Annotated in this window: 22 protein-coding genes; 8 read left to right on the forward strand and 14 right to left on the reverse strand. The window is 60.7% G+C overall.

What is annotated here, in order from left to right:
* Positions 1-5: 5 nt before the first annotated feature.
* On the forward strand, positions 6-860 hold the full coding sequence (gene panC, locus ACB028_RS10905; protein ID WP_371144268.1) for a pantoate--beta-alanine ligase: 855 nt from the start codon (positions 6-8) through the stop codon (positions 858-860).
* Between the two features lie 74 nt (positions 861-934).
* Here the strand turns inward: panC and ACB028_RS10910 are convergent, their stop codons facing one another.
* The 5 genes from ACB028_RS10910 to hpt form a co-directional block, all read right to left on the reverse strand.
* Positions 935-1,462, reverse strand: coding sequence for a rhodanese-like domain-containing protein (locus ACB028_RS10910; RefSeq protein ID WP_371144269.1), 528 nt, complete (start codon positions 1,460-1,462; stop codon positions 935-937).
* A 4-nt stretch (positions 1,463-1,466) separates the two neighbouring features.
* Positions 1,467-1,886 (reverse strand): MauE/DoxX family redox-associated membrane protein, encoded by a 420-nt coding sequence (locus ACB028_RS10915; protein WP_216993740.1) that lies wholly within the window; start codon positions 1,884-1,886, stop codon positions 1,467-1,469.
* A 178-nt stretch (positions 1,887-2,064) separates the two neighbouring features.
* Positions 2,065-2,838: an ABC transporter permease gene (locus tag ACB028_RS10920; protein ID WP_026457884.1), complete on the reverse strand. Its 774-nt coding sequence runs from the start codon at positions 2,836-2,838 to the stop codon at positions 2,065-2,067.
* Positions 2,835-3,752 carry an ABC transporter ATP-binding protein gene (locus ACB028_RS10925; RefSeq protein ID WP_201941611.1) on the reverse strand — a complete coding sequence of 306 codons (918 nt, stop codon included), beginning with the start codon at positions 3,750-3,752 and terminating at the stop codon, positions 2,835-2,837. The genes ACB028_RS10920 and ACB028_RS10925 overlap by 4 nt, the downstream gene beginning before the upstream one ends.
* A 113-nt stretch (positions 3,753-3,865) precedes the next feature.
* Positions 3,866-4,396, reverse strand: coding sequence for a hypoxanthine phosphoribosyltransferase (gene hpt, locus ACB028_RS10930; protein WP_026456183.1), 531 nt, complete (start codon positions 4,394-4,396; stop codon positions 3,866-3,868).
* A gap of 201 nt (positions 4,397-4,597) precedes the next feature.
* Between hpt and ACB028_RS10935 the strand changes: the two genes are divergently transcribed.
* The gene (locus ACB028_RS10935; RefSeq protein ID WP_026456182.1) at positions 4,598-5,212 is read left to right on the forward strand and encodes a TetR/AcrR family transcriptional regulator; all 615 of its coding nucleotides are present in this window, start codon (positions 4,598-4,600) and stop codon (positions 5,210-5,212) included.
* A gap of 72 nt (positions 5,213-5,284) precedes the next feature.
* Here ACB028_RS10935 and ACB028_RS10940 read toward each other — a convergent pair whose 3' ends face one another.
* Both ACB028_RS10940 and mpl read right to left on the reverse strand, forming a co-directional pair.
* Complete coding sequence (locus ACB028_RS10940; protein WP_371144270.1) at positions 5,285-5,896, reverse strand: flavin prenyltransferase UbiX; 612 nt, start codon at positions 5,894-5,896, stop codon at positions 5,285-5,287.
* Positions 5,893-7,275: a UDP-N-acetylmuramate:L-alanyl-gamma-D-glutamyl-meso-diaminopimelate ligase gene (mpl, locus tag ACB028_RS10945; RefSeq protein WP_268855455.1), complete on the reverse strand. Its 1,383-nt coding sequence runs from the start codon at positions 7,273-7,275 to the stop codon at positions 5,893-5,895. Before mpl ends, ACB028_RS10940 begins: the two co-directional genes overlap by 4 nt.
* Before the next feature lie 200 nt (positions 7,276-7,475).
* On the opposite strand from mpl, the gene ACB028_RS10950 reads away from it, so the two are divergent.
* Positions 7,476-8,177, forward strand: a complete 702-nt coding sequence (locus tag ACB028_RS10950; RefSeq protein WP_201941605.1) for a phosphatase PAP2 family protein — start codon at positions 7,476-7,478, stop codon at positions 8,175-8,177.
* A gap of 66 nt (positions 8,178-8,243) precedes the next feature.
* Here the strand turns inward: ACB028_RS10950 and galE are convergent, their stop codons facing one another.
* The 7 genes from galE to barA form a co-directional block, all read right to left on the reverse strand.
* Positions 8,244-9,257 (reverse strand): UDP-glucose 4-epimerase GalE, encoded by a 1,014-nt coding sequence (galE, locus tag ACB028_RS10955; protein WP_268855456.1) that lies wholly within the window; start codon positions 9,255-9,257, stop codon positions 8,244-8,246.
* Positions 9,258-9,340: 83 nt separating this feature from the next.
* Positions 9,341-10,336, reverse strand: coding sequence for a 2Fe-2S iron-sulfur cluster-binding protein (locus ACB028_RS10960; RefSeq protein WP_371144271.1), 996 nt, complete (start codon positions 10,334-10,336; stop codon positions 9,341-9,343).
* Positions 10,337-10,437: 101 nt separating this feature from the next.
* A complete protein-coding gene (gene hcp, locus ACB028_RS10965; protein ID WP_371144272.1) occupies positions 10,438-12,087 on the reverse strand; it encodes a hydroxylamine reductase in 1,650 nt (549 codons plus the stop codon).
* 207 nt (positions 12,088-12,294) lie between these two features.
* On the reverse strand, positions 12,295-12,762 hold the full coding sequence (locus ACB028_RS10970) for a Dps family protein (protein WP_026456176.1): 468 nt from the start codon (positions 12,760-12,762) through the stop codon (positions 12,295-12,297).
* A 126-nt stretch (positions 12,763-12,888) separates the two neighbouring features.
* A complete protein-coding gene (locus ACB028_RS10975; protein WP_371144273.1) occupies positions 12,889-13,755 on the reverse strand; it encodes an N-acetylmuramoyl-L-alanine amidase in 867 nt (288 codons plus the stop codon).
* Positions 13,756-13,771: 16 nt separating this feature from the next.
* Positions 13,772-14,251, reverse strand: a complete 480-nt coding sequence (locus tag ACB028_RS10980) for a DUF1456 family protein (protein ID WP_124240719.1) — start codon at positions 14,249-14,251, stop codon at positions 13,772-13,774.
* Positions 14,252-14,338: 87 nt separating this feature from the next.
* On the reverse strand, positions 14,339-17,047 hold the full coding sequence (gene barA, locus ACB028_RS10985) for a two-component sensor histidine kinase BarA (RefSeq protein ID WP_371144274.1): 2,709 nt from the start codon (positions 17,045-17,047) through the stop codon (positions 14,339-14,341).
* Between the two features lie 153 nt (positions 17,048-17,200).
* On the opposite strand from barA, the gene rlmD reads away from it, so the two are divergent.
* From rlmD to eno, 5 genes are all read left to right on the forward strand, one after another.
* Positions 17,201-18,523: a 23S rRNA (uracil(1939)-C(5))-methyltransferase RlmD gene (rlmD, locus tag ACB028_RS10990; RefSeq protein WP_371144275.1), complete on the forward strand. Its 1,323-nt coding sequence runs from the start codon at positions 17,201-17,203 to the stop codon at positions 18,521-18,523.
* A gap of 271 nt (positions 18,524-18,794) precedes the next feature.
* Positions 18,795-21,008 (forward strand): GTP diphosphokinase, encoded by a 2,214-nt coding sequence (gene relA, locus ACB028_RS10995; RefSeq protein WP_042026921.1) that lies wholly within the window; start codon positions 18,795-18,797, stop codon positions 21,006-21,008.
* 72 nt (positions 21,009-21,080) lie between these two features.
* Complete coding sequence (gene mazG, locus ACB028_RS11000; RefSeq protein WP_371144276.1) at positions 21,081-21,878, forward strand: nucleoside triphosphate pyrophosphohydrolase; 798 nt, start codon at positions 21,081-21,083, stop codon at positions 21,876-21,878.
* 141 nt (positions 21,879-22,019) lie between these two features.
* The gene (gene pyrG / locus ACB028_RS11005; protein ID WP_026458419.1) at positions 22,020-23,657 is read left to right on the forward strand and encodes a glutamine hydrolyzing CTP synthase; all 1,638 of its coding nucleotides are present in this window, start codon (positions 22,020-22,022) and stop codon (positions 23,655-23,657) included.
* An 89-nt stretch (positions 23,658-23,746) separates the two neighbouring features.
* Positions 23,747-25,048, forward strand: a complete 1,302-nt coding sequence (gene eno / locus ACB028_RS11010; RefSeq protein ID WP_042026918.1) for a phosphopyruvate hydratase — start codon at positions 23,747-23,749, stop codon at positions 25,046-25,048.
* Positions 25,049-25,164 lie beyond the last annotated feature (116 nt).

Here is a 25,164-nt window from a genome sequence, read left to right on the forward strand (position 1 = left end):
TGCTGATGTTGGTCGTTAACAATCCCGTCGTTTTGCGTGAACAGATTAGCCAATGGCGTCGTGAAGGGCGTGCCATTGCATTCGTGCCCACCATGGGCAACCTGCACCAGGGCCATCTGACCCTGGTGAAGGAGGCACACGGCCACGCCGAGAAGGTGGTGGTCAGCATCTTCGTCAACCCGATGCAGTTCGACAAGGCCGAGGATCTCGCCAACTACCCGCGCACCCTGGAGCAGGACTGCGCCGCCCTGGAGGCCGCCGGTGTCGACATGGTGTTCACGCCGACCCCGGAGATCATGTACCCGCAGGGGCTGGCGAGTCAGACCTTCGTCGAGGTGCCGGGTCTCTCCACCCTACTGGAAGGTGCGCTGCGCCCGGGCCACTTCCGCGGCGTCAGCACTGTGGTCACCAAGCTGTTCAACCTGGTACAGCCGGACGTGGCCTGCTTCGGCCAGAAGGATTACCAGCAGCTGGCGCTCATTCGCAAGATGGTGGCCGACATGGCGATGCCCATCGAGATCGTCGGCGTGCCCACGGTGCGAGCCGAAGACGGGCTGGCGCTCTCTTCGCGCAACGGTTATCTGACCGCCGCCGAGCGCGCCATCGCCCCCGAGCTGGCGCGCACCATGAACTGGATTGCCGAGCAGATCGAGGCGGGAGATAGCTATCTGCCCTCCCTGGTGGCCCAGGCCAGCCAGCGACTCGACAACGCCGGTTTTCGCACCGATGCCATCGATATCGTCGATGCCGACACTCTGGAGTCCGCCACCGATCAGAGCCGCCAGATGGTGATCCTGATGGCGGCCTATCTCGGCAAGGCTCGCCTCATCGACAACCGTGTCGTCACGGTCAACTCCTGATCCCCTGACTTGAGCAAACCGGATATATAAAGAAGCCCGCAACTGCGGGCTTCTTTCATTCGGGGGCGAGGAGCTTATTCGGCGGAGACGGGGTAGCCGGCCCCTTTCCAGGCGAAGATACCGCCGGGTACCCGGTAGACTTGCTGATAGCCCTGGGTCACCGCCCAGGCGGCGGCGTTGTGGCTGCGGCCACATTTGACGAAGCCGCAGTAGATCACCACGGGGCGGGACTTGTCTTCACCCAGCAGGGCCTGGAACTGTTCGGGAGTGCCGTTGCCTTCCACGATTTCGCTCCAGTCGTCGCCGGACTTGGCTTCCTTCACGAAGACGAAGTTCTTGGCACCCGGGATGTGCTCCTTCTTGAAGGAGTCTTCATAGGGCATGGTATCGATGATCACCAGCTCTTCACCCTTATCCATCCGGGTCTTCAGCTCGGCCACGGTCAGAAGCTGGTAGCCCCCTTGCTGGGTCTCCTGGGAGAGCTGTACCGCGGCTTGCTCCAGCTTGACCTCCTGCTCGAACTGGTTGTCGCCGCAGCCGGCGAGGGTGAAGCTGGCGGCAATGACGGAAGCCAGCAGGGTACGGGATCGCAATGTCATCATGTGACTACTCCTTGATAGCAGGAAAAACGGGGCGGGAGGTACGCAACAGGGCGCCCGCAAGCGTCAGCAGCAGCAGATCCCGCAGGATGGCTTCCGGCAGCGAACTGAGATCCGCCTTGCCAAGACAGCCGCAAGAGATATCGAGCCCGATGGCGATGCCGTAACCCAGCACGGGGATAAACAGGGCAAGCAGGGCGATCACCAGCCAGAGTCCCCAGCGGCGATTGACTATCACCGCGAGCCCGGCGCACAGCTCCAGGGCGATCAGGCCCCAGGCGGCGGGCAGAATGAGCGGCGACCAGATCAACCCGAAGGCCGCGATCTGTTCGGCGAACAGGGCAGGGGACGCAAGCTTGAAACCCGCCGAGGCGATGAAGAATCCCCCCAGGGCCAGGTTGGCCAGCATGCGCACATAGGCAGGCATAGGGTACCTCTTTATAGAGAGGCTGGAATTGTAACAATTCCCGATTGAGCCGCAATGAGTTTGACGGTATCCGGGCGACCAATTTCCGTTTTTGTCGGACGGGGCAGCAATTGCCCGGTGTGATCGCAATAAAAAGGGCGCCCATGTGGGCGCCCCTTGAACGGTGCGAGCCAGCCACTCAGTGGCGCAGCCCGGTACCGCGGGAGATGAGCCACCAGGCCAGACCGTAGAGCGCCACGATAAAGCCGATGATGATGAGATAGGCGGTGCCGAGCGGCACGTCGGAGATGCCGAGGAAGCCGTAACGGAACGCGTTCACCATGTAGATGATGGGGTTCACCTGGGAGACGCCCTGCCAGAAGGGGGGCAGCAGGGTGATGGAGTAGAAGACTCCACCCAGATAGGTGAGCGGCGTCAGCACGAAGGTGGGGATGATGCTGATGTCGTCGAAGGTCTTGGCAAACACGGCGTTGATGAGTCCGCCGAGGGAAAACAGGATCGAGGTCAGCAGTACCGTGATGCAGACGCTGAACAGGTGATGGATCTGCAGCGGCACGAAGAACAGCGACACCAGGGTGACGATGAGGCCGACGCAGAGGCCGCGCGCCACGCCACCGCCCACGTAGCCGGCGATGATGACATAGTTGGGCACCGGTGCCACCAGCAGCTCCTCCACGTTGCGTTGGAACTTGGCGCTGAAGAAGGAGGAGGCGACGTTGGAGTAGGAGTTGGTGATGACCGACATCATGATGAGGCCGGGCACGATGAACTCCATGTAGCTAAAGCCCCCCATGTCACCGATGCGCGATCCTATGAGGTTGCCGAAGATGACGAAGTAGAGGCTCATGGTGATGGCGGGCGGCACCAGGGTCTGGATCCAGATCCGGGTGAAGCGGCTGATCTCCTTGGCCAGAATGCTCTTGAAGGCGATGTAATAGGTGGTCAGATTCATGCTTTTCTCCCCTCTTCGACCAGGCTGACGAACAGCTCTTCCAGCCGGTTGGCCTTGTTGCGCATGCTCAGCACCTGCACTTGCTGGCTCGACAGCTGATCGAACAGGCTGTTGAGGGACTGGCTCTTGTCCAGATCCACTTCCAGGGTGCGCTCGTCCTGCATCCGGCCATTGAACTCGGGCAGGTTCGGCACGGCGGAGCCCGGCGCCAGATCCAGCATGAAGGTCTCGCGTCCCAGCTTGGCCAGCAGCTTCTTCATGCTGGTGTGTTCGATGAGGCGACCCTTGTCGATGATGCCGATGTTGCGGCACAGCATCTCCGCCTCTTCCAGGTAGTGGGTGGTGAGTATGATGGTGACGCCCTGCGCGTTGAGCTCCTTGAGGAAGGTCCACATGGAGCGGCGGATCTCGATATCCACCCCGGCGGTCGGTTCGTCCAGGATCAGCAGCTTGGGTTCGTGCATCAGGGCGCGGGCGATCATCAGGCGGCGCTTCATGCCACCGGATAGGGTGCGAGCCGGCATGTCGCGCTTGTCCCACAGATCGAGCTGGCGCAGATACTTCTCGGCGCGGATTTTGGCCTCGGCCTTGGGCACGCCATAGAAACCGGCCTGATGGGTGACAATCTGGATCACCTTCTCGAACTGGCTGAAATTGAACTCCTGGGGCACCAAGCCGAGCTGGGCCTTGGCCTGCTCCAGTTCGGTGTCGATGTCGTAGCCGAACACCTTCACCTTGCCCTGGGTCTTGTTCACCAGCGAGCTGATGACCCCTATGGTGGTGGACTTGCCCGCGCCGTTGGGTCCGAGCAGGGCGAAGAAATCTCCCTGCTGGACAGTGAGATCAATGCCTTTCAGGGCTTCGACGCCCCCCTGATAGGTCTTTTTCAGGCCGCTTATTTCCAGTGCGTTCATTGCAACCTCTGTGATGACAGATGCCATCTCGATACAGAAAAGGCGGCCGAGGCCGCCTGTGCAGATGATGAAGCGGCGCAGGGCCACTTCATCCAGATATGACTGAGCCTGGCTTACTCCTGGGGTACCACTTTGCCGATGAACGGCAGATTGCGGTACTTCTGGGCGTAGTCGATGCCACAGCCCACCACGAATTCATCCGGGATGGCGAAGCCAATCCAGTCAACCGGTACCTGCACTTCGCGGCGGGACGGCTTGTCCAGCAGGGTGCAGATGGCCAGGGATTTTGGCTCGCGCAGGGAGAGGATCTCCCGCACCTTGTTGAGGGTGTAACCGGTGTCGATGATGTCTTCGACGATCACCACATCCTTACCCTTGATGTCGTCATCCAGATCTTTGAGGATGCGCACGTCACGGGTGCTGTGCATACCGGAGCCATAGCTGGAGGCGGTCATAAAATCCAGGGTGATGGGCAGTTGGCACTGACGGCTGAGGTCTGCCAGGAATACGCAGGAGCCGCGCAGCAGGCCGATCATCACCACTTCATCAGAGCCCTGATAACGGGCGGTGATCTCTTCACCCAATTTGGCGATCCGGGCGGCGACTTCGGCCTCGGAGATCATCACCTCGACAGTGTGTTTCATCACTTACTCCAATATGGCCAAGGGGAATTTGGCCGTTCATTAACGTCAAAACCGATGATTCTACCACTCGTTTCGGGAGGCGCTAGCGATAGATGGTGCTTTTATCAGCTTATTTTAATTGATAGAGTTAGCAGGCACTCAGGCATGATCAGTTAAAATACTATAAACACCATAATCAATAACTATTAGATGATAAAAACTATGGAACCACGCGCAGAAATAAGACGTCGTACCCGGCTGTCGCCGGAAGCCCGTCGAACTCAATTGATGGAATGTGCCATCGAAGTATTCTCCCGCCGAGGCATCGGTCGTGCTGGCCACGCCGAAATTGCCGAAGAAGCCAAGGTATCGGTTGCTACCGTATTCAACTATTTCAACACCCGTGAGGAGTTGGTTGATGAGGTGCTGGCCGAGATCGAACGCTTCATGACCCAGATGCTGTCACAGGCATACTCGGGCAATGACGCAATCCTGGACAAGATCAAACGCCATGTGACCCTGTGTGTCGATGCCGCCTTTGATAAGCCGGATTACGCCAGCATCTGGCTGGAGTGGAGTTCATCGGTACGGGAAGAGGTATGGCCCCGCTATACCCGTCTGCTCGATCAGTGTCTCGACCTGATCGCCAGCGAGCTGCAGTCCGCCATGGATGCAGGGGAGATCACCAGCGTGCTGTCGGCGCAGGATCTGGCCCGCTCCCTGAGTGGTTGTGGCTATGTGATGATGCAGATGATCAACCAGCCCCAGCGCCCCGCCCGTGAAGAGGTGACGGACTTCCTGTTCAAGTACGTGACCGCCCCTATCCAGGCCAGCTGATACGGTTTTGACAAAAACGGCGCCACTCGATGAGTGGCGCCGTTTTTTATGCCGTACTTTTGTCCTGACGGATCAGGTTTGGCCATAACCCCAGCGACGGGTCAGCTCGTGCTCTGTGCCCAGATGGTCAAGGATCCGCGCCACCATGAAGTCCACCAGATCCTCGATGCTTTTGGGCTCGTGATAGAAGCCGGGCGCCGCCGGCATGATGGTCACGCCAAGACGGGCGAGCTTGAGCATGTTCTCCAGATGGATGGCGGAGAAGGGGCTCTCGCGAGGCACCAGGATGAGCTGGCCGCGCTCCTTGATCACCACATCCGCCGCGCGCTCCAGCAGGTTGTCGGAGGCGCCGTTGGCAATGGCGGAGACTGTGCCCATGGAGCAGGGGCAAACCACCATCTGCTTGGGCGCCGCCGAGCCGGAGGCCACCGGCGAGAACCACTCCTCCTTGCCGCAGGCGACGATCTGCCCATCTTTGGCACCATACTGACTGCAGAGGTAGGCGGAGAGCTCTCTGGGCGAGCCAGGCCAATCCTGTTGCTGCTCGGTCTTGAGCACCACCCGGGCTGCCGAGGAGGCGAGCAGGTAGACCCGATAGTCCGCCTGCACCAGACACTGGAGCAGGCGCAGGGCGTAGGGGGCACCGGAGGCGCCGGTCAGCGCCAGGGTGATCGCTTTGTTCATAGTTGACCGTGGTAGTCCTTGAGGCGAGCAAGCAGCTTGTCATGGATGCCGCCGAAGCCGCCGTTGCTCATGATCAGAATATGGTCGCCGTCGCGGCACTCGGCCACCAGCCGATTGACCAGAGTCTCCAGATCGTTGAACACCTTGGCCGGGCGGGTCATGTGGGCGGTCACCTCACCCAGATCCCAGCCGATGTTGGGAGGCTGGAAGAAGAACACCTCGTCGGCGCCGTCGAAGCAGCCAGCCAGCTCCTCCTTGTGCACTCCCAGCTTCATGGTGTTGGAGCGCGGCTCCAGCACGGCCAGGATGCGGGCCTGGCCTCCGATGTGATCAACCCTGGCGCGAAGGCCGCCGAGGGTGGTCTCGATGGCGGTGGGGTGATGGGCGAAGTCGTCGTAGACGCTGATGCCCGCCACTTCACCCTTGAGCTCCATTCGCCGCTTGGGGGATTTGAACTGGCACAGGGCCGCGATGCCGTGCTCCACCATGACACCGGCATGGCGGGCGGCGGCGATGGCCATCAGGCCGTTGTTGACGTTGTGCTCGCCGATGCACTCCCAGCGCACCTCGCCCTGCTTCTCGCCATCCAGCCACACCTCGAAGGCGGAGCCGTCGTCGGCCAGCTTGACCGCCTTCCACTTGGCATCGTCCTGACCCACCAGCTCCACTTCGCTCCAGCAGCCCATCTTGCGCACGGCGGTGAGGTTGTCATCTGCCTGCGGGAACAGTACCCGGCCGTTGCTTGGCACGGTACGCATCAGGTGATGGAACTGGCGCTGGATGGCGGCGAGATCCGGGAAGATGTCTGCATGATCGAACTCCAGGTTGTTCATCACCAGGGTGCGTGGATGGTAGTGAACGAACTTGGAGCGCTTGTCGAAGAAGGCGCAGTCGTACTCGTCCGCTTCGATAACGAAGAAGGGCGCAGAGCCCAGGCGGGCGGAGACCGGGAAGTTGCCCGGTACGCCGCCGATGAGAAAACCGGGTTCGAGCTTGGCGTACTCCAGTATCCAGGCCAGCATGCTGGCGGTGGTGGTCTTGCCATGGGTACCCGCTACCGCCAGTACCCAGCGATCCTGCAGCACATGCTCCAGCAGCCACTGGGGGCCGGAGATATAGGGCAGATTGCGATCCAGCACATACTCCACGCAGGGGTTGCCACGGCTCATGGCGTTGCCGATCACCACCAGATCCGGCGCCGGATCGAGCTGGGAGGGATCATAACCTTCGGTCAGCTCGATGCCCTGCTGCTCGAGCTGGGTGCTCATGGGGGGATAGACGTTGGCATCGGAGCCGGTCACCCGGTAACCAAGCTGTTTTGCCAACACCGCCAGACCACCCATGAAGGTGCCGCAGATCCCGAGGATGTGAATGTGCATACCGCTTCCTTTTCCATTAAAGGGAGTGCGCATTCTAGCAAGATGGCAGCAATTTGGCAGACCCAAGGGGTGGCCGGACCGGAATAAGTCATGTGGCTTTATTTGAGACTTGCTTTCATGACGTACTTTCTTACAATTCCCGGGTTTTGTGATGGCGATAACAGATCTAGGATATCGCCCTTTTCCGAAGGAGACTCTTCATGGGCAAGTTCCTGCTTTGTTATCTGGTCGGTGGCCTGGTGGCCATCAGTTGGGCCGTCTTGCCCGCACACGGTCCCTGGGATGGCTGGGATCTCGCGATTTTCCATGGGGTGAATGGCTGGCTGGGGGAATCGGCACGCTGGGCCGATCTGGTGGCGATCATCAACAACCGGCTGTTCGATCTGGTGGTGCTGGCCTGCATGGGACTGATCCTGACGCGTTGTTTCGTCTCTCGCGATCTGGAAGGGCGTCGCCAGCTGGTGGCGATGGGACTCTTGATGCTGCTCACCGCGCTGGTCGTCAACCAGATCGGCCACCAGTTGCCGGTAGAGCGCCCCAGCCCGACCCTGACGGTCAGCGATGCGTTGCGCGTCACCCACATCAGTGCCATTCCAACCAAGGACTCTTCCGGTGACAGCTTCCCGGGGGATCACGCCCTCTTCCTGATGATCTTCGCCGGCTTTGCCCTGCGCTACCTGCCCCGCTGGGCGGGGGTCTGCGCCGTGCTGATGGTGCCGCTCTTCTCTGCGCCACGGATCTTCTCCGGGGCCCACTGGTTTACCGATGTCTATGTCGGCGCCCTGGGGCTGGCTACCCTCTGTCTGCCCTGGCTGCTGCTGACGCCGCTTTCGGATCGCCTCATTGCGCGAATGGTTCCTTATATGGCGCGCCTGCCGCTGCTGCGCAGCCAGGCCTGCTGATGGCACCATGCAAAAAAATGCCCTGACACTGCGTCGGGGCGTTTTTTTATCCGGGTTTGAATGCCATCAGGCCTGGTAGCCGTTCGGGTTGTTGCTTTGCCAGCGCCAGGTATCGATCATCATCTGCTCCAGCCCCCGCTCGGCCTGCCAGCCCAGCTCCTCGCGCGCCTTGTGCGGCTCGGCCCAGCACTCGGCGATGTCGCCCGGGCGGCGCGGTTTGATCTGGTAGGGAATAGTGCGCCCGCTGGCCGCCTCGAACGCCTTGACCATCTCCAGCACCGAATAACCCTGGCCGGTGCCGAGGTTATAGGTGAAGACGCCGGTGTCGCTGGCGATGCGTGCCAGTGCCTTGAGGTGGCCGATGGCAAGGTCCACCACATGAATGTAGTCGCGCACCCCTGTGCCATCCGGGGTGGGGTAGTCGTTGCCAAACACCCCCAGCTCCTTGAGCTTGCCGACACCCACCTGGCTGATATAGGGCAGCAGGTTGTTGGGGATACCGTTGGGATCTTCACCGATGAGGCCGCTCTCGTGGGCGCCGACCGGGTTGAAGTAGCGCAGCAGCACGATGGCCCAGCGGGGATCGGATTTGGCGAGATCCCGCAGTATCTCCTCCACCATCAGTTTGGAGCGGCCATAGGGGTTGGTGGCGCTGGTGGGGAAATCTTCCCGCAGCGGTACAGACGCCGGGTCGCCATAGACGGTAGCCGACGAACTGAACACCAGGCGGAATACTCCCGCCCTGGCCATCTCCTCGCACAGCACCAGGGTGCCGCTGATGTTGTTCTGGTAGTAGGTGAGCGGGATCTGGCTCGACTCCCCGACCGCCTTGAGGCCGGCGAAGTGGATCACCGACTCGATCTCGTAGTCGGCGAACAGGCGCTGCAGGCAGGTTCGGTCGAGGATATCCCCCTCGACGAAAGTGACCGTCTTGCCGGTGATCCGTTCGACCCGCTTGAGGGACTCGGGGGAAGAGTTGGAGAGGTTGTCGAGCACCACTACCTGCTGTCCGGCGCTAAGCAGCTCGACCAGGGTGTGGGAGCCAATATAGCCGGCGCCCCCTGTGACCAGAATTGTCATTGTCTATCCCGTGTTCTGATGAAACTGGGGGAAGTTTACCCGCCCAGCCTCAGCGGGAAAAGCATGAGGTACCAATGACTCCATCAATAGTCGACGCTGACATCCCCCCTGGCGGTGCAGGAGCAGGCCAGGGCGACCCCGCTTTCGAGATCCTGGGGGCTCAGGGTCATGATGCTCTGGCGTTCGATCTCCCCCGTGGTGGTGCAGCGGCAAGCCCCGCACACGCCGGCGCGGCAGGCAGCCATCATGGTTTCACCCGCCCCTTCCAGCGCTGCGAGCAGGGTCTGGCCCGGCAGTATCTTCACCTTCTTGCCACTCTTTTTCAGGGTCAGCCAGAAGTGGTCGCTGGTGGCGGGGGCAGACTCGGCGGGCGGCAATCCGAAAGACTCCTGATGCAGTTGCTCGGCGGGCAGCCCGAGCTCTGCCAGCATGGTGCTGACCGCCTCCATATAGGGGGCTGGCCCGCACAGGTAGACGTGGCGGCCGAGCAAGTCCGGCGCCAGCTCTTTGAGCATGGCGGGGGTGAGGCGCCCAGCCCAGGGGTGATCGGCCGGGGCCTGTTCCAGTACCAGCGCATGACGCAGGCCTTCGTGAGCCTCGACCAGGGCGTTCAGTTCACGACCGAAGATGACATCTTCCGGTGAGCGGGCACTGTGAATAAAGCGGATATCGGCGTCCGGTCGCTTGGTCAGCTCGTCCCGCAGCATGGCCCACATGGGGGTGATGCCAGAGCCGGCGCTCAAAAGCAGCGGCCGCTCGCACGGCAGTGCGCTCAGGTTGAAATCGCCGAAGGGGCCATCCACCCGGATCTCGTCCCCCACTTGCAGCGTCTGGTGCAGATGGTGGGAGACCAGCCCCACATCCTTGATGGTGACCTGCCAGAAAGGATCCTGCGGGCTGGAGGATAGGGTATAGGCACGGCAGTGGGGCTGGCCGTCGATGAGGGTGTGCAGGGTCACACACTGGCCGGCCAGCACGGGGGGCAGAGAGCCTTCGAAGGGAACGAACTGCCAGCTGACCACATCATGGGTATCCGCGTGGCGGGCGGTGCAGGTGAGGATGAGAGAGGTGGAGGTCATCGCAAGGCTCCTCGGTTCTATTAGTAAAAGGCATGAGCAAAAGGCATGAGCAAAAAAGGCGAGCCGGGCGGCTCGCCAAACGCTTACAACATGACGGGTTGTCAGGCCGCCAGGATCTCGGCCAGATCCGCTTCGGCACTGGTGGTGCCCTTGAGACCGAACTGCTCCTCCAGCACCTTGAGCAGGGCCGGGGTGAGGAAGGCCGGAGCCGTCGGGCCGGTGCGGATGTCCTTCACGCCGAGCGCCAGCAGGGTGAGCAGGATGACGATGGCTTTCTGCTCGAACCAGGAGAGCACCAGGGTCAGCGGCAGATCGTTGACACCGCACTCGAAGGCATCGGCCAGCGCCAGGGCGAGCTGGATGGCGGAGTAGGCGTCGTTGCACTGGCCTACGTCCAGCAGGCGAGGAATGCCGCCGATGTCACCGAAATCGAGCTTGTTGAACTTGTACTTGCCGCAGCCCAGGGTGAGCAACAGGCTGTCTTGCGGCACCGCCTTGGCAAACTCGGTGTAGTAGGCGCGCTCGGCGCGATCGCCATCGCAACCGCCCACCAGGAAGAAGTGGCTGATTTCCCCTGCCTTGACCTTGTCGATGACGGCCGGAGCAGCCTGCATCAGGGCGTTGCGGGCAAAGCCGATGGTGATGAAGTGCTCAAGCTCTTCATGCTTGAAGCCATCCAGCGCCTGCGCCTTCGCGATAACGGCGGAGAAATCCTCCCCTTCCAGATGGGTCACGCCCGGCCAGCCGACAATGGAGCGGGTGAAGATGCGATCCGCATAGTTGCCCACATTCGGGTCGATGATGCAGTTGGAGGTCATCACCACAGCGCCCGGGAAGTTGGCGAACTCTTTTTGCTGGTTCTGCCAGGCGGAGCCGTAGTTGCCCACCAGGTGCGGGTACTGCTTGAAGAAGGGGTAGGCCAGCGCCGGCAGCATCTCGCCATGGGTGTAGACATGGATGCCGGTCCCCTTGGTCTGCTCCAGAATGAGCTTGAGATCCACCATGTCATGGCCGGAGACCAGAATGCACTTGCCCGGCACCGGGGTGACGCGCACCCGGGTCGGCTCGGGGTGACCAAACGCAGTGGTCTCGCCGAGGTCCAGCATCTCCATGATTTTGAAGTTGAGCAGGCCGATATCCATGGCGCACTTGAACAGGGGATCCAGATCGCTGGGATCCGTGCTGAGCCAGCTCATGATGCGGTGGAATTCTGCCGCCACCTCGCTGTCTTGCTGATCCAGCACCCGGGCGTGCTCCATGTAGGCCGCGGCCCCCTTGAGGCCGTAGAGGCAGAGCAGGCGCAGCCCCATGATGTCTTCGTTCACTTCGCTCTTGCCACGGTTGACCGCGGTTTGCGGTGCATGAGCCAGCTGTGCCAGCAGCTCGGCACCCGGCTCGAAGCTGGCTGCGGCAGGCAGTCCGGCAACCTGCACCGCGCGTTCGGCCAGATGGTTGGCCAGCTGGTGGCGATAGGTCAGGGTCTGGTTGACGTAGCCAACGATACGGGCGGAGTCGAAGTTGACGTTGGTGAGGGTGGCGAAGAAGGCCTTGGGGACGAAGGCATCGATCTCGCTGTCGATGATGCCGTGCTCGCGGGCGGCCAGCGCCCAGGCGCTCAGCCCCTGCAGCGCATAGATCAGCACATCCTGCAGATCCGAGGTCTCGGCAGTCTTGCCGCACATGCCCTGGGCATAGGCGCAACCGTTGCCAGCGGGGGTACGAATTGTCTGTTCACATTGCACACAAAACATCATGTCTCTCCTAATTGGACATTTCAGTTGTCTGTTTTGTGCCGATTCTATGCCTCTCGGGAAAAACTTAATAGGCATTCAATTTGCCAATTCATTTTTCATTGATGCAGATCAAAAACAAAAAAGCCGCCCATCAGAGGGCGGCAAGCGGGGGGATAAACAGGAGAGACTATTCAGGGTTCACAACTCAACGGGTTACAAAACGGCTCAGGCCAGGTAGGCGCGCAACATCCAGACCAGTTTTTCCTGCTGCTGTACATAGTCAGAGAGGATGGAGGCTGTGCCCTCGTCACCGGCGTCGGCGGCCTGTCCCAGAATGCGGCGCTGGGCGATCAGCAATTCGCGGAAGCTCTCCAGCAGGGATTCGACACAGGCGCGGCCGTCGTGCATGTCTTTTTGCTCGGCAATGGCCGACACCTTCAGGTAGTCGCTGAAGCTGTGCATGGGCACGCCATCCAGGGTGAGGATGCGTTCGGCCAGGGCATCGACTTTGAGCAACAGGTCGTTGTAGATCTCTTCGAACTTCAGGTGCAGCTCGAAGAACTGGTTGCCGCGGATATTCCAGTGGAAACCACGGACGTTCATGTAAAGGATCTGGTAGCTGGCCAGCAACTTGTTCAGTTCTGCAGCCAAGGCTTGTGATTGAACGCTATCAAGACCAATCGGGCTTTTCATCTTTCACCTCCAGATTTGGAAACGTATTTCGGAACGGAGTCAGAGTACCGCCATACAAAGTGGAGGGATAATCGCTAGTGTCTAACTGATTGATAGCGAATGGCTATCGAATGGCGGCTCGCGGGATTAGCTGCCGTACTTTTCCAGCAGGGCCATCAGGATGGCCTGGCTCTCGGGATCGGGTTCGCTATCGACCCGGGCCGGGCGAAAGTGGAGTTGAAAGGCGCGCATGACGGCCCGGCTCTGGGCATCCCACTCTCCGGTGATTGGGAGGCCATAACCGTAACGAGCCAGTTGTTGCTGCCAGGTAGCGATGTTCCAGTGCGGCAAGGGGGCGGCAAGCAGCTCGGTGACCCGCTCTTCATCGGGCCAGGCTCCCACCCCGTATTCCAGATAGAGCTGGCGCCAGGGAAAGCGGGGACCGGGATCCTGCTTGCGCTCCGGGGCCACGTCGCTGTGAGCCAGTACCTGGGTCGGCGGGATCTGGTAGCGTTCAACAAGATCCCGGGTCAGGGCGCCGACGGCGGCGATCTGGGTTTGGGTGAAAAGTTGCCAGCGCCGCTCATGGGGGGGCAGGGACTCCTCTTCCCGGGGATAGCCCAGGTTGACGATCTCGATGCCGAGGGAGCTGGCATTGAGCCCGGCATATTGCCGCCAGCGGCTGAGCCCCGCATGCCAGGCGCGCTGGCTGTCCGGCACCAGCTGGTAAACGGGCAGCGGTGTCTCATCGCTGTCGCGGGGGACCAGATAGTGGGCGCTCACCTTGTGCTCGGGTTCGGTCAGCAGGCGCAGAGAGTTGTCATCGTCCTCGTCCGTGTAGTGCAGGATCAGAAAAGCAATGCGCTCGTTCTGGCTGGCGCTCTGGTAACGGGTGGATAGCTGGTAGTCGGTTGGAGTGCAGCTGCCCAGCAGGAGAAGCGGGAGTAGCAGAAGCGGGCGCCATCTCCCGGGTGTCCACAAGCAGGACGGGAGGGAGGAGAGGCGCACCGGCATGGGAAAGATCCTGGTCCTAGCCGCGATACTTGGCGGTCAGACCGATGAGGAAGTTGCGCAGGATCTGATCCCCGCAATCCTGGTAGTGCTTGTGATCCTTGGCGCGGAACAGGGCGCTCAGCTCGGACTTGGAGAGGTTGAAGTTGGCCAGCTTGAGGGTGCCCAGCATGTCTTCCTCTTTGAAGTTGAGGCCGATGCGCAGCTTGCGCAGGATCAGGTTGTTGTTGATCCGGTTCGGGATCACCTGGGGCGGCGCATCTTCCCGCACGCCGCGGCGGGTGGCGATGAAACCGTCGAGGAACTGGCTCAGGGCCGAATCGGGACAGGCGGCAAAGGCCGGATCCTGCACTTCTCCCTCTTCGGCTTCTTTCAACAGCCAGCCGTGCAACTGGGCGTGGGTGACGGTCAGGTTGCCCTTGGCAAACATGTCGACCATCTGATCGTTGCTGATGCTGAGGGCGTAGCGCAGGCGGCGCAGAATATCGTTATTGGTCATGCTGACTCCTGTGAAAACGGCGCAACTGTACCATCTGGCGTGCCCCGCGTCAGAAAAAGCGGGGATCTACAACCAAAACCCTGGGGCTCACGCCAGATAGCGGGGGGCCTCCTGGCGCACCAGCGCCAGCGCATCCTGCAACTCCAGCAGCTCGGGTTCCAGCTCGCTGACCGGCACGCCGTCGCGCAGCTGCTGCTCGAGTTGTGAGAGCAATCGCTGCAGACCGGGCACTCCGGAGTAGGCACAGCCACCGTTGAGACGATGGATCTGGGCCAGCACCTCATCATCTTCGACGCCACCATTTAGCGCAGATTCCAGCACAGGTTCAACCTCGTCGAAGCTGGCCAGCAGCATGGTCAGCATCTCCCTGGCCAGCGCCTCCTTGCCGGCGGCCTGGCGCACCGCCAGCGACCAGTCTATCTGCTGATCACCGTAGTTCTGGTGGCGGCGATGGGCAAAGTCGGCGATGAGCTGGGCCAGCATGCTCTCGTCGATGGGCTTGGCCAGATAGTCGTCCATTCCCTGGCGGATCAGTCGCTCCCGCTCGCCTGGGATGGCGTGGGCGGTGACCGCGACGATCGGTGTGCTGGTGTTGAGGGACTGGCTGCGGATCGCCTGGGTTGCGCTGATGCCATCCATGATCGGCATCTGGATATCCATGAAGATGATGTCAAACGGCTGGCTCTGGGCCTGCTTGACTGCCTCCTTGCCGTTCTTGCACACCACCACCTGGCTCACCATCTCCTTGAGCATGGCGGCGATCAGTTTGAGGTTGGCGGCATTGTCATCCACCGCCAGCACCTTGATCGGCTGCAACTGGCGCGGACTGGGCTGGGCCGGCAATAGCTGGTGGTTCGCCTCCGGGGTGAGCAGGGCGTGCAGCAGCTTGCGATGGTTGACCGGCTTGGAGAGACAGTGCTGGGCTCCGTGGGCCTGCATCGCCTCATAGAGTGCCGGATCGTGGCTGCTGAGCAGCACTATGGTGTTCTGGCGCCCATCGAGGGCATCGAGGCGAGTAAGCACCTGCTGCGGCGTGTGCAGGGTGCTGCTGCCGATGATCACCATCTCCTGGCTGCTCATCTCGGGCCAGGGGGCGTCATGTGCCAGCAGCTGGACATCCAGCTGCCATTCGGCCAGCAGGGCGCGCAGGGAGGCCTGGGCAAAGGGATCCGGCTCCAGCAGCCAGAGTCGTTTGCCGCGGATGCGATCCAGCGGCAGAGAGTCGGCCTGGGGCAGGGGGGAGACCTCCACATCCAGACTGAACGAGAAGACCGAGCCTTTGCCGAGTTCCGATTCGAAGCGGATCTGGCCGCCCATCTGCTGCACCAGCTTCTGGGTGATGACGAGACCGAGGCCGGTGCCGCCATAACGGCGGGAGATGGAGGAGTCGGCCTGGTTGAAGGCCTGGAACAGCTGGCGCTGCTGCTCTTCCGAGATGCCGATGCCGGTATCGCGGATCTGGACGTTGAGCCTCACCTTGTGATGGCTGCTGCCGATCTGCTGGATGTGCACATCCACGTTGCCCTGCTCGGTAAACTTGATGGCGTTGCCGGCGAGATTGGTCAGTACCTGCTGCAGGCGCATGGGGTCGCCGGTCAGGTAGTCCGGCACCTCGGCATCCACTCGCAGGGAGAGCTCCAGCTGCTTGTCGTGGGCGCTGGGGCCGAGCAGATGCATGGTCTCGTTGAGGGTGTCGCGCAGGCTGAAGGGGATATGCTCCAGCTGCAGCTTGCCCGCCTCGAGTTTCGAGAAGTCGAGGATGTCGTTGATGATGCCGAGGAGGTTGCGCGCCGACTTCTCGATGGTCTGCATGTAGTCGGTCTGGCTCGGGGTCAGGCTGGTTTTCAGCAGCTGGCGGGTAAAGCCGATGACGCCGTTGAGTGGGGTGCGCAGCTCGTGAGACATGTTGGCGAGGAACTCGGACTTGACCCGGGCAGCCTCCTGGGCGCGCTTCTTGGCCATGTCGAGTTCGACGTTCTGGATCTCGATCTGCTCCAGGGTTTCACGAAGGTCCGAGGTGGCCTGATCGATGTTCTGCTGCATCTCCTCGTGATATTCGGAGAGCGCCTTGGCCATGGCGTTGATGCCGTTTTTCAGCATGTCCAGCTCGCCGGTGAGCTGGCCGTTGACCCGGGTGTCGAGGCGCCCCTCCCTGATCTTGTGCACCGCCTGCACCATGTCGGTGATGGGCTGGGTCACGCTCTTGACCAGGCGGAAGCCAAACAGGGTGCTGAAGGCCACCCCGATAATCACCATGATGACGGCGAAGAAGGTGTCGCGATAGTGAAGCAACATGGCGCGATCTGTCGTTATCTGCATGGAGATATAACCGATCATCGGTGGCTCCACATCGCTTGGCAGCGGGAAGCCGTCCAGGCTGGTTTCGGCCTGGATCGGGGTGCGCAATATGATGTCATCCCCCTGGAAGGTGACGCTGGTCAGCTCCGGGATGGGCTGGCCGTCGGGCAGCCGCAGCCGGGTAAAGTCCCTGTGGTAGTTGGAGGTGACAAACAGCTGGTTGTCCTGGGTGAAGACGGCGATGGACTTGATGAGCGGCGAATTCTTGCGATGGGTCAGCCCTATCAACCGTTTGAGCGACTCCCTGCTGTGCTGGGTCATGCCATATTCGCTGGCGATGGCGAGGGGTTCGATGATGTTGATGCCCTGATCGATCAGGTTGTTTTCCAACTGCTGATAGCGGTGGAAGGTGAAGTAACCGGCCATCAGGCCGCCGATGAACAGGGTAGGCAGTATGGTAAAGGCGAGAACGCGTGCTCTCAGGCCATATTTGGTCATACGAACAGGCCACCAGTAAACGGGGTTGGCGATAGGGTGAACGGCAATGCACGGGCTCTGTGGCCGTATTTGGTCATACTATTATTCTTGTGGGACAATACCCGGCTGCAGATTCCACAATCATGACATAGCCACCTATAGGCACCAAGTTTTATGGCCCAGTTTTTCAAGCCCCAAAAGAAGTCCACCCAGCCCCAACGTATTGAATTTACGATAGACACTCTGGACCACCACTGTGTCGGCATCGGTCGCCACCAGGGCAAGGCGATCTTCGTCGAAGGGGCGCTGCCCGGTGAGACGGTTAAGGCCCGCATCACCGAAGAGAAGAAGCACTATGGCCATGCGGCGCTGCAACAGGTGGTGACGCCGGCGGCCAATCGCATCGCTCCGTTTTGCAGCCACTATCGCGAGTGCGGCGGTTGCAGTGCCCAGCATATGTCGGTGGATGATCAACAGGCCGCCAAGGCGGCCGGGCTGGTCAGCCTGTTCGAACGCCTTGGCAACATCAAGGCCCCCGCCCTCGAGCCTGTGCTGAGCGGCGAAGATAGGGCCTATCGCCGGGTCTGTCGCCTCGCCATCAAGTTTGACAAAAACGGTCGCTGCACCCGGGTCGGTTTTCGTCGCCGCAATACCAATGATCTGGTCGAGATTGAGGGGTGCCCCGTGCTGGCCGCACCGCTCTCGGCTCTGATCACCCCGCTGCGTGCCTGCCTCAATCGCCTCAAGAGTCAGCGTGAGCTGGGCCATGCGGAGCTGATCCAGTCAGAGCAGGGGATCATGCTGCTGCTGCGCCACACCGGACGCCCCAACGAGACCGACCGCGCCCTGCTGGTGGCGTTTGCCGCAGAACAGGGGATCGACCTCTATCTGCAGGCGAACGACGAGCAGATAGAGCCGCTGCATCAACAATTCGAACCCTCCTACTCGCTCGATGGCCTGTCTCTTGCATTTGCTCCCGGTGACTTTATCCAGGTCAACGGCCCCATCAACCAGAGCATGGTGGCCCAGGCGTTGGCCTGGCTCGGGGCGACCAGGGATGACAAGGTGCTGGATCTGTTCTGCGGCATCGGCAACTTCACCCTGCCGCTGGCCCGGCAGGCCCGCGAAGTGGTGGGGGTGGAAGGGGAGCTGGCCATGGTGGCCCGCGCCGAGGAGAACGCCCGTCGCAATGGCATCGACAACGCCCGTTTCTACAAGGCGGATCTCAGTGGTGACATCGTCGGCATGTCCTGGGCACGGGAAGGGTTCGACCTGGTGCTGCTGGATCCGGCGCGCCCCGGGGCCCTGGAAGTGATGGGACACGTGGCGAAACTTTCTCCCAAGCGGGTGGTCTACGTCTCCTGTAATCCGGTGACCCTGGCCCGTGACAGCCAGGTGCTGGTGAAGGGCGGCTACCGGTTGGCCCGATTGGGGATGCTCGACATGTTCCCCCACACAGGCCACCTGGAGTCCATGGCGCTGTTTGTGCGGGAGTAAACGCTGCAGGGCTCCCTCGCCACGGGGATCGAGAGGGGGCCCATGACGCCCGCTTTTCTCTTGTTCTTTCGCCCCCATGGCGCTGTCTGAGCAGGAGTGAATGGGGTAATCTAACCCCTCGGTACGTAGGCAGGGCCTGCTGGAGAACACATCTGCCTTTGGGCGGTGCGCCTTGAATAGTTCTCCGGATATCCCCATTTGAAGCAGTCATCATCAGATGAGGGGGGAGGAAGCGTCAGCTTTCGGCCCAACAATTTAAAGGATTGATACCATGGTTGCGGTTCGCGATATTCATTTGAAAGACAACTTCACCCTGGAGGAGTGGGTCGGCTCGCTCTCCTTAAGTGACAGTGACAAGGATCAGCTGCGAACCGTCTACCAGTATTGTCTGACGCTCGGTGACGAGGCGCTGACCAGCAAGTTGCTGGTGCGCGGCATCGAGATGGTGGGCATCCTGCTGATGCTCAGCATGGATATCGCGACCCTCAAGGCCGCCATCATCTATCCCTTTGTCGAAGCCGGTCTCATCAGCCAGGAGCGGATGGACGAGGACTTCGGGCCCAAGATTGCCAAGCTGGTGGAAGGGGTGCTGGAGATGGAGGCCATCCGTTCCCTGCAGACCCTGCATCGCAGCGAGACTTCGCCTGAACAGGTCGACAATGTGCGGCGCATGCTGCTCGCCATGGTCGAGGATGTGCGCGCCGTGGTCATCAAGCTGGCGGAACGGATCGCCTGCTTGCGGGAGGCGAAGAAGGCGGATGAAGAGACCCGGGTGCTGATGGCCCAGGAGATCACCAACATCTACGCGCCGCTTGCCAACCGCCTCGGCATCGGTCAGCTCAAGTGGGAGCTCGAGGATCTCGCCTTCCGCTACCTGCACCCGGACACCTACAAGCAGATCGCCAAGCAGCTCGACGAGAAGCGCCTCGATCGGGAGCGCTACATCCGCGAGTTCGTGCAGTCCCTGCGCGATGCCCTGAAAGAGGCGGGGGTCGAGGCCGAGGTCTATGGCCGGCCGAAACACATCTACAGCATCTGGCGCAAGATGCAGAAGAAGCACCTCGAATTCAACGAACTGTTCGACGTGCGCGCGGTGCGGGTGGTGACCAAGCGGCTGCAGGATTGCTATGCGGCGCTTGGCATCGTTCACACCCACTTCCACCACATCCCCCGTGAGTTTGACGACTATGTCGCCAACCCCAAACCCAACGGCTACCAGTCCATCCATACCGTGGTGGTGGGGCCCGAGGGCAAGACAGTGGAGATCCAGATCCGCACCGACCAGATGCACCAGGATGCCGAGCTCGGGGTTGCTGCCCACTGGCGCTACAAGGAAGGGGCGCAGGCCGGCGGCAAGGGGGGCAACTTCGAAGACAAGATCGAGTGGCTGCGCAAGCTGCTCGCCTGGCAGGAGGATCTCTCCGAGAGTGGCTCACTGCTCGAGGATCTGCGCAGTCAGGTATTCGAGGACCGGGTCTACGTCTTCACCCCGAAAGGGGATGTCATCGACCTGCCGGCGGGAGCCACCCCCCTCGACTTTGCCTATCACGTCCACAGCATGATCGGCCACCGCTGCATCGGCGCCAAGATTGACGGCCGCATCGTGCCGTTCACCTATGCCCTGCAGACTGGCGATCAGGTGGAGGTGATCACCCAGAAGGAGCCGAACCCGAGCCGCGACTGGATGAACCCCAATTCCGGCTTCCTGCGCTCCAGCCGGGCGCGGGCCAAGGTGGCCACCTGGTTCAGAAAGCTGGATCGGGACAAGAACATCGTTGCCGGGCGCGAGCTGTTCGACAAGGAGCTGGATCGCCACAACCTCAGCATGGCCAAGATCGACAAGGGCAGCATGCTGCGCCGCTTCAATCTGGAGAGCACCGACGATCTGCTGGCCGGCATCGGCAGCGGCGACATTCGCATCAACCAGGTGATCAACTACCTGGACACCTGCTACAACAAGCCGACGGCGGAGGAGGAAGATCGCCGCCTGCTGGAGAAGCTGGAGCAGAAGGCCAACGCGCCGTTCCGCCACAAGCCCAAGGATCACATCGTGGTGGAAGGGGTCGGCAACCTGATGACCCATATCGCCCGCTGCTGCCAGCCGATCCCCGGGGATGCTATACAGGGCTTCATCACCATGGGCCGTGGCGTCTCCATCCACCGGGAGGATTGCGAGCAGTTGAAAGAGCTGTCACGGCGCAACCCGGAGCGGCTGATCGATGCGGTATGGGGGGAGAACTACTCCGGCGGTTACGGTCTCACCATCCGCATCCTCTCCAACGACAGATCCGGTCTGTTGCGCGACATCACGACCGTGCTCGCCAACGAGAAGATCAACGTGATGGGGGTGCGCTCACGCTCCAACGTGCGCGAGCAGACCGCCGAGATCGATATGGAGCTGGAGATCTACAACATCAACGCCTTCAACCGGGCATTGGCCAAGCTGAGCCAGCTCAACGATGTGATCAGCGCCAAGCGCCTCTGATACCGAGTGACCGGCCCCTGTGGCCGGTCACTGTTTTATCCCCCTGTTGCACGAAGAAAAAGCGAATAGCCCATGTCTCAACGTTACGACCTGCCTCAACTGCTCGATATCATGTCCAGCCTGCGCGACCCGCAAAACGGCTGCCCCTGGGATCTCAAGCAGAGCTTCAAGACCATAGTGCCTCACACCCTGGAGGAGGCCTACGAGGTGGCCGACGCCATTGAGACCGAAGATTGGCAGGGGCTGAAAGGGGAGCTGGGGGATCTGCTGTTTCAGGTGGTCTTCTATGCCCAGCTTGGCAAGGAGCAGGGATTGTTCGACTTTGCCGACATCGTCGATACGGTGAGCGAGAAGCTCATTCGCCGTCACCCCCATGTCTTCTCCGATGCCGATCTCGGCGACGAGCAGGCGGTCAAGGCAAACTGGGAGGCGGAAAAGGCCAAAGAGCGGGCGGCGCTAGACAAAGAGAGCGTGCTCGACGACATCCCCCTCTCGCTGCCGGCCCTGACTCGAGCCGCCAAGATCCAGAAGCGCTGCGCCACCGTCGGTTTTGACTGGAAGACCCTGGGCCCCGTGGTGGACAAGATCCATGAGGAGATTGACGAGGTGATGGAAGAGGCGCTGATGGCCGATGTGGATGAGGCGCGGGTGAGCGACGAGCTTGGCGACCTGCTGTTTGCCACCGTCAACCTGGTGCGTCATCTGGGCAAGGATCCGGAACAGGTGCTGCGGGCCGCCAACGCCAAGTTCGAGCGACGGTTTCGTCAGGTTGAACAGTTTATCGCCGCGGAAGGGCTGAAAATGACCGACTGCTCACTGGAGAAGCTCGATGCCGCCTGGGATAGAGCCAAGGAAACCGAGCAAAGTTGATTTGGCGCAAGACGGGGCGGCGAGGAGCCTGATAGATTTTTGCTCATTGTTTGGGAGAGGGGTTTTTGGTATACTGTTTCCCCGTCCTGCTTCATCCCCGAAGCACCCCTTAAAATTCCCTAAACTTCTTTCAGGTTCAGCATGACGACAAAATATATTTTTGTAACTGGTGGCGTTGTTTCATCCCTCGGCAAAGGCATTGCCGCAGCTTCTCTGGCAGCCATTCTGGAAGCCCGTGGTCTGGATGTGACCATCATGAAACTGGACCCCTATATCAACGTGGATCCGGGCACCATGAGCCCGACCCAGCATGGTGAAGTGTTCGTAACCGAGGACGGGGCCGAAACCGATCTGGATTTGGGCCACTACGAGCGTTTCATCCGCACCAAGATGACCCGTCGCAACAACTTCACCACCGGTCGCATCTACGCAGACGTGCTGCGCAAAGAGCGTCGTGGTGACTACCTGGGCGCCACCATCCAGGTGATCCCGCACATCACCAACGCCATCAAGGAGCGGGTGATTGCCGGTGCCGAAGGTCATCAGGTTGCCATCGTCGAAGTGGGCGGTACCGTGGGCGATATCGAGTCCCTGCCGTTCCTTGAGGCCATTCGTCAGCTGGCAGCTGAAGTGGGCCGCAACAACGCCATGTTCATGCACCTGACTCTGGTTCCTTACCTGGCCGCCGCCGGCGAGGTGAAGACCAAGCCGACCCAGCACTCCGTCAAAGAGCTGCTCTCCATCGGTATCCAGCCGGATGTGCTGATCTGCCGCTCCGACCGTGCCATTCCGGCCAACGAGCGTGCCAAGATCGCCCTGTTCTGTAACGTACCGGAGCGCGCCGTCATCTCCATGAAGGACGTCGACTCCATCTACAAGATTCCGGCACTGCTGAAATCCCAGAGCCTGGACTCCTACATCACCGAGCGCTTCGGCATCGAGTGCAAAGAGGCCGACCTGGCCGAGTGGGAACAGGTTATCTACGAAGAGGCCAACCCGACTGCCGAAGTGACCATCGGCATGGTGGGCAAGTATGTCTCTCTGCCGGACGCCTACAAGTCCGTCAACGAGGCGCTGAAGCACGGCGGTCTGAAGACCCGTCTCTCCGTCAACATCAAGTACATCGATTCCCAGGACATCGAGACCCGTGGCGCCGAGCTGCTGGAAGGTCTGGATGCCATTCTGGTGCCGGGCGGCTTCGGCGAGCGCGGCGTAGAAGGCAAGATCCTGGCCGCCAAGTATGCCCGTGAGAACAAGATCCCGTACCTCGGCATCTGCCTCGGCATGCAGGTTGCGCTGATCGAATACGCCCGCAACGTAGCGGGCATGGAAGGGGCTCACTCCTCCGAGTTCAAGAAAGAGTGTCCCTATCCGGTGGTTGGCCTCATCACCGAATGGGTAGATGAAGAGGGCAACGTCGAGACTCGTACCGAGAAGTCCGATCTGGGTGGCACCATGCGTCTGGGTTCCCAGCTCTGCCACCTGGTCGAAGGTTCCAAGGTGCGTCAGATGTACGGCAGCCCGACCATTTACGAGCGTCACCGCCACCGTTATGAAGTTAACAACAAGCTGCTGCCGCAGATCGAGGCAGCAGGCCTGAAGGTGACCGGTCTCTCCGCCGACAAGAAGCTGGTGGAAATTATCGAGATCCCGGATCATCCTTGGTTTGTCGCGGCCCAGTTCCACCCGGAGTTCACCTCGACTCCCCGTGATGGCCACGCCCTGTTCGCCGGTTTCGTGAAGGCGGCAGGTGAGTACCAGAAGCGTAATTTGAAGTAATTGAAAATAAATGCGGTTGGGGCACTGTGCCACAGCCGCTTTTTTTGGCATATTTTTGTTGTTTTTTTACGAAACCTGAGGAAATACACATGTCCAAGATCGTTAAAGTGATCGGTCGTGAAATCATCGACTCCCGTGGTAACCCGACCGTTGAGGCCGAAGTTCACCTGGAAGGTGGTTTTGTTGGTATGGCAGCCGCTCCGTCTGGCGCGTCCACCGGCTCCCGCGAAGCGCTGGAACTGCGTGACGGCGACAAGAGCCGTTTCCTGGGTAAAGGCGTGCTGAAAGCCATCGAAGCCGTAAACGGCCCGATCGCTCAAGCTCTGCTGGGTAAAGATGCCAAGGACCAGGCCACTGTCGACCAGATCATGATCGACCTCGACGGTACCGAGAACAAATCCAAGTTCGGCGCCAATGCCATCCTGGCTGTTTCCCTGGCCAACGCCAAGGCTGCTGCTGCTGCCAAAGGCCTGCCGCTGTACGCCCACATCGCCGAGCTGAACGGTACCCCGGGTGTTTACTCCATGCCGCTGCCCATGATGAACATCATCAACGGTGGTGAGCACGCCGACAACAACGTCGACATCCAGGAGTTCATGATCCAGCCGGTTGGCGCCAAGACCCTGAAAGAAGCCGTTCGCATGGGCGCCGAAGTGTTCCACAACCTGGCCAAAGTACTGAAGGCCAAGGGTTACAACACTGCCGTTGGTGACGAAGGTGGTTTCGCTCCTAACCTGAAATCCAACGCCGAAGCACTGGAAGTGATCGCCGAAGCCGTTGCTGCTGCCGGTTACAAGCTGGGCACCGACGTGACCCTGGCCATGGACTGCGCTGCTTCCGAGTTCTACGACGCAGAGAAGAAAGAGTACAACCTGAAAGGCGAAGGCCGTGTCTTCACCTCCAACGGTTTCTCCGACTTCCTGGAAGAGCTGACTGCCAAGTTCCCGATCGTCTCCATCGAAGATGGCCTGGACGAATCCGACTGGGAAGGCTTCGCCTACCAGACCCAGAAACTGGGCAAGAAAATCCAGATCGTGGGTGACGACCTGTTCGTAACCAACACCAAGATTCTCAAGCGCGGTATCGACAACGGCATCGCCAACTCCATCCTGATCAAGTTCAACCAGATCGGTTCCCTGACCGAAACTCTGGCTGCCATCAAGATGGCCAAAGACGCTGGCTACACTGCCGTCATCTCCCACCGCTCCGGTGAGACCGAAGACGCGACCATCGCCGACCTGGCCGTTGGTACCGCTGCTGGCCAGATCAAGACCGGTTCCATGAGCCGTTCTGACCGTGTTGCCAAGTACAACCAGCTGATCCGTATCGAAGAAGCGCTGGGTGAGAAGGCTCCGTTCCGCGGTCTGAAAGAAGTTAAAAACCAGGCTTGATTTGCTGGTTAACCAGCCTTGGCTGGAATGAAAAAAACCGGAACCCTTGGGTTCCGGTTTTTTTTCGTCTGCAGATTGCGCCGAGTCTGCCACCCGTGCCGATTGCGGAATGTCTG

The sequence above is a fragment of the Aeromonas sp. S9(2024) genome (genome assembly GCF_041403185.1).
GTDB lineage: Bacteria > Pseudomonadota > Gammaproteobacteria > Enterobacterales > Aeromonadaceae > Aeromonas > Aeromonas enteropelogenes.

Coding starts and splice junctions, on each gene's coding strand:
- panC (WP_371144268.1), top strand. CDS start 6: ATGTTGGTCGTTAACAATCCCGTCGTTTTGCGTGAACAGATTAGCCAA.
- ACB028_RS10910 (WP_371144269.1), bottom strand. CDS start 1,462: ATGATGACATTGCGATCCCGTACCCTGCTGGCTTCCGTCATTGCCGCC.
- ACB028_RS10915 (WP_216993740.1), bottom strand. CDS start 1,886: ATGCCTGCCTATGTGCGCATGCTGGCCAACCTGGCCCTGGGGGGATTC.
- ACB028_RS10920 (WP_026457884.1), bottom strand. CDS start 2,838: ATGAATCTGACCACCTATTACATCGCCTTCAAGAGCATTCTGGCCAAG.
- ACB028_RS10925 (WP_201941611.1), bottom strand. CDS start 3,752: ATGAACGCACTGGAAATAAGCGGCCTGAAAAAGACCTATCAGGGGGGC.
- hpt (WP_026456183.1), bottom strand. CDS start 4,396: ATGAAACACACTGTCGAGGTGATGATCTCCGAGGCCGAAGTCGCCGCC.
- ACB028_RS10935 (WP_026456182.1), top strand. CDS start 4,598: ATGGAACCACGCGCAGAAATAAGACGTCGTACCCGGCTGTCGCCGGAA.
- ACB028_RS10940 (WP_371144270.1), bottom strand. CDS start 5,896: ATGAACAAAGCGATCACCCTGGCGCTGACCGGCGCCTCCGGTGCCCCC.
- mpl (WP_268855455.1), bottom strand. CDS start 7,275: ATGCACATTCACATCCTCGGGATCTGCGGCACCTTCATGGGTGGTCTG.
- ACB028_RS10950 (WP_201941605.1), top strand. CDS start 7,476: ATGGGCAAGTTCCTGCTTTGTTATCTGGTCGGTGGCCTGGTGGCCATC.
- galE (WP_268855456.1), bottom strand. CDS start 9,257: ATGACAATTCTGGTCACAGGGGGCGCCGGCTATATTGGCTCCCACACC.
- ACB028_RS10960 (WP_371144271.1), bottom strand. CDS start 10,336: ATGACCTCCACCTCTCTCATCCTCACCTGCACCGCCCGCCACGCGGAT.
- hcp (WP_371144272.1), bottom strand. CDS start 12,087: ATGTTTTGTGTGCAATGTGAACAGACAATTCGTACCCCCGCTGGCAAC.
- ACB028_RS10970 (WP_026456176.1), bottom strand. CDS start 12,762: ATGAAAAGCCCGATTGGTCTTGATAGCGTTCAATCACAAGCCTTGGCT.
- ACB028_RS10975 (WP_371144273.1), bottom strand. CDS start 13,755: ATGCCGGTGCGCCTCTCCTCCCTCCCGTCCTGCTTGTGGACACCCGGG.
- ACB028_RS10980 (WP_124240719.1), bottom strand. CDS start 14,251: ATGACCAATAACGATATTCTGCGCCGCCTGCGCTACGCCCTCAGCATC.
- barA (WP_371144274.1), bottom strand. CDS start 17,047: ATGACCAAATATGGCCTGAGAGCACGCGTTCTCGCCTTTACCATACTG.
- rlmD (WP_371144275.1), top strand. CDS start 17,201: ATGGCCCAGTTTTTCAAGCCCCAAAAGAAGTCCACCCAGCCCCAACGT.
- relA (WP_042026921.1), top strand. CDS start 18,795: ATGGTTGCGGTTCGCGATATTCATTTGAAAGACAACTTCACCCTGGAG.
- mazG (WP_371144276.1), top strand. CDS start 21,081: ATGTCTCAACGTTACGACCTGCCTCAACTGCTCGATATCATGTCCAGC.
- pyrG (WP_026458419.1), top strand. CDS start 22,020: ATGACGACAAAATATATTTTTGTAACTGGTGGCGTTGTTTCATCCCTC.
- eno (WP_042026918.1), top strand. CDS start 23,747: ATGTCCAAGATCGTTAAAGTGATCGGTCGTGAAATCATCGACTCCCGT.